At 67.7% G+C, this 4,142-nt stretch carries 1 protein-coding gene; it reads right to left on the bottom strand.

Going from position 1 to position 4,142, the window contains the following annotated elements; all coding sequences use genetic code 11:
• A partial coding sequence (locus tag H5T60_12210) for a hypothetical protein (GenBank protein ID MBC7243196.1) occupies window positions 1-4,142 on the bottom strand: 4,142 nt, incomplete at both ends.

Here is a 4,142-nt window from a genome sequence, read left to right as displayed (position 1 = left end):
TCATCCACAAACATCCAGCTTCGCGCCCCATCCCCATCGTTGCGCACCTCAAAGTGCACCCAGATATCCTGCCCTCTCCACGGCATCAGGTCATAGGTCCTTTCCATCCAGACGCCGGCGTTGGAGTTGGTCATCAGCACGTACGCCCACTGCTGACCCAGATAGCCGTAGCGGATGAGCGCGAACTGCCAGTCGTCGTACGACCAGTTGGGCTTGCCATCCACCACAGCCGGCAGGTCCGCTGACCTCACCTCCTTACCGGGCGCAAAGCCGGTCCAGTCATAGGCGGCTGGATCGCCGGCGTGCGGCGCCTGCGCGAACGGCTTATACCAGAAGCGCAGGGTGGCCGACCGGGCATCCGCCGGAATGGTGATCTGCTGGAAGATGGAGCTGTGCGCCTCGAAATCGATTTCCTCGGGCAGGATGCCCATCAGGCCCGAGCGCAGGCCGGCATACCTGTCGAGGGTCGTGTATCTGCCTGGCTTGGCCCCCAGCATGCTCCAGGCGCCATCATACTCAAAGCCCGGATTCACGATGATCTGCGAGCAGGACGGCGGCAGAGGAGTGCTGGTCGGCGTCGGGGTTGCCGTGGGTGCCGGCGTGAGCGTTGCAGTCGGCGTAGGAGTCGGCGTGCCGACAACCGGCCCGCACGGCCCCAGGCAGGTCCAGCGCACCGCATCGAAGGCGATGGAGCGTGTGCCGACCGCCTCGCCAGTCGCATCCGTCAGCTCCACCCGGCCGCTCGTGCCGGCGGTGAAGCAGAACTCGCCCAGGCTCACCCACTCGTTGGGGTGCGCCGCCTGATTCACCACCACCGGTGTAACGCCGTCGCGATGATAGACCATATAGCGGGCGCTGGAGGTGGGTGTGTAGGCGGAATAGCCGGCGGGAATGTACACCTCCACCCGGTACCGCATCGTGGCGGGCACCACCGGCTGCCAGCGCGCCCAGTTATCCACGACGGTGCCGTTGGAAAGCGTCCACCACATATGGCCGGCGTATCCCGTGTTGACGCCGTGCCAGTAGGCGGTGGTCCCGAAGCGGGCAAAGCCCGGGTCCAGGTCATCCACAGTAAACGGCGGCGGACATTCCACCGTGGCCGTCGGCGTCGGGGTGGGCACCGCCGTCGGCCGATCGCCGAAATCATACCGCACGATGGCGCCCATCATGGGGATCTCGAAATTGATGGTGTCCGGCGTGGTCGAGACCGGGTATCCGGGCGGGTTGGTCTCCACCAGCGTATGCATGCCCGGCGTCAGCCCGCCGAAGTAGTAATACCCGTCCCACGAGGTGGTGTACGTGTAGATACCGTCCAGGGTCAGCAAGGCGCCCGAGAGCGTGGGCTCCGCCATGTCCCACACGCCGTTGCCGTTCATGTCATGATAGACGAACCCGTAAATGGCACTGCCGGCGCCCGGCGTTGTGGTGGCCGTGGGCGTGCGCGTCACGGTCGGCGTGTATGTCACCGTCGGCGTGCGGGTGATCGTCGGCGTCGAGGTCGGGGTGAACGTCGGCGTGATGGTGCGCGTCGGCGAGGGCGTGAACGTGGCGGTGCGTGTGGGGGTCGCGGTGGGCGCCGGCGTCGGCCCGGCATACTCGCGCGCGATCATGGGCAGTAATGCCTGATACCCTGTGACGGAACTCACGGCGTTCAGCTCCACGTGCCGCAGATCGCCGTTGCTGGTCCAGACCGGCGTATCCGGGCCCATGGGCGTGGCCGGCCAGCCGTTGATGGTGAACGAAATGGTATCACCCGGGCGAGCGCCCTCGTCCACAGCGGTCAGCGGATCATCGCGATAGACCGCCATGATGCCGTACTGGCCTGGCATGGTGGTGACGAACAGCCCGCACAGCACCCCATCCGGGTCGTACGCCCGCACCACAGCGCCCACGGGCAGGGGCGCGCCGTCCAGGAAGGAGTTGACGCCGTAGAAGTTGACCCACTCATTGGTGGGGATGACGACGCCCGGCGTCCCCGTCGGCGTGGGTGTGCGCGTGCGGGTGGGGGTGCTGGTAGCCGTAGGTGTCACTCCCGTGGGCGTCGGCGTGCGCGTGGCGGTGGCTGTCGGTGTGGCCGTGGCCGTCGCCGGCACTGTCCCGGTCGGCGTCATGGTGGGCGTGAACGTACGGGTCGGCGTCGGCGCCGCGCTCACCGCGTTCAGCTCCACATGCCGCAGGTCGCCGTTGCTCGTCCAGACAGGCTCATCCGGACCCATGGGCACCGCCGGCGCGCCGTTGATGGTGAAGTGGATGATATCCCCGGGATCGGCTCCTTCATCCGCCGGCGTTGCGGGATCATCGCGATAGACCGGCAGTAAGCCGTACTGCCCAGGCATCACCACCGTGAATACGCCGCACAGGACGCCGTCGGGGTCATAGGCCCGAATCTCCGCCCCTAACGGTAAGGGCAGGCCGTCCAGATAGGAGTCCAGCCCGTAGAAGTTCACCCACTCGTTGGTGATGACGATGCCGCCCGGCGGTGTCGGCGTGGGTGTGCCGGTCACAGGTGCGGTCGCCGTCGGCGTGCGGGTTGGCGTGTGCGTGGCGGTGGCCGTCGGCGTCCAGGTGGCAGTGGGGGTCGGCGTGTGCGTGAACGTGGCCGCCGGCGTATGCGTGAACGTGGCTGTCGCCGTATGCGTGGCAGTGGCGGTCGCGGTTGGCGTGGCGGTCATGGTAGCTGTCGTCGGGGTCGCGGTGGCCGCCGAGGGCACCGCGTTCAGCTCCACATGCCGGCGGTCGCCGTGCGTCGTCCAAATGGGGTCATCCGGGCCCAGCGGTGTGGCCGGCACGCCGTTGATGGTAAAGGTGATGGTATCGCCGGACCGCGCGCCCTCGTCCTCGGGCGTCATCGGGTCATCGCCGTAGACCGGCATGATGCCGTACTGGCCGGCGGTGTGCACGGTGAACTGCCCGCACAGCACCCCGTCCGGGTCATAGGCCTGCACCACAGCGCCAATGGGCAGGGGACTGCCGGAGAAGAAGGAGTTCGTCCCGTAGAAGTCCACCCACAGGTTGGTGGTGATCGGGGTGCCGGCCGGCGTGGCGGTCGGGGTAGCCGTCGGTGCCGGGCCGGTGGGGGTCGGCGTATGGGTCGCGGTCGGCGCCGGGCTGGTCGGCGTGGCGGTCGGGGTATGCGTGGCCGTCGCCGGCGTAGTCGCCGTCGGCGTGTGCGTGGCAGTAGATGTGGCCGTGGCCGTGAACGTCGGCGTCCGGGTGGGCGTGTTGGTGACGGTCGGGGTGGCCGTCGCCGCCGCCACGGCGTTCAGCTCCACATGCCGCACATCCCCCATGGCCGTCCAGGTGGGCGCATCCGGCCCCATGGGAGTGGCCGGGATGCCGTTGATGGTAAAGATGATGGTATCACCGGGGACCGCGCCTTCATCCGCCGGCGTGGAGGGGTCGTCGCGGTAGACCGCCATCAGACCGTACTGGCCCACGGCGTTGACCACCCAGATGCCGCAGTTGACGCCGTCGGGATCATAGGCGCGCACCACTGCCCCAATGGGCAGAGGACTGCCGTTCAGCAGAGAGCTCACACCGTAGAAGTTCACCCACTCGTTGGTGGGCGTCACCCCACCGATAAAAGTCGGGGTGGGGGTGGGCGTCAAGGTTGGCGTCACGGTGCCGGCGATGATCTGCACCGTCCCGTCCTGCAGGGAACCCAGCACCGAGCCGCCGGCGAAGACCACGTCGGTCGCGCCGGCATCGAAGCTCAGCGGGGTGCCGGCAGTCAGCGCATCCGCGTGGAACCAGATGCGCACCAGCTCGAAGGTGCCGCTGGGCGGCGGGGCCATGAAGTCGCGGCCGGCGGCATAGCGGAAGGTGCCGGCGGCATTGTCCCAGGTTTTCGTCAGGACAATGGGCAGTGTGGCCCCATTGTCGGCGCCGATAATCGAGAGATAGGTCGGGTTGAACTGCAGGAGGACATCTGCGCCGTCAATCGGCTGGGCGCCGGCGTCAATCATCAGGCTCACCGCAAAGGTCTCGCCCAGCGACGCGGCGTAGAACGCCGGCTGAACCCGCACCGTCACCAAACCAGGCGTCGGCGTCGGAGTGGCCGTCGCCAGCCCAATGGCCACCAGCCCGTCCACCGTGGAGAAGGGCAGGGGATTACCGCCGTAAGCGACCTCGATAGAGGGATC

Source organism: Anaerolineae bacterium (assembly GCA_014360855.1).
Lineage (GTDB): Bacteria > Chloroflexota > Anaerolineae > JACIWP01 > JACIWP01 > JACIWP01.
This window is presented reverse-complemented; position numbering and strand designations above follow the sequence as displayed.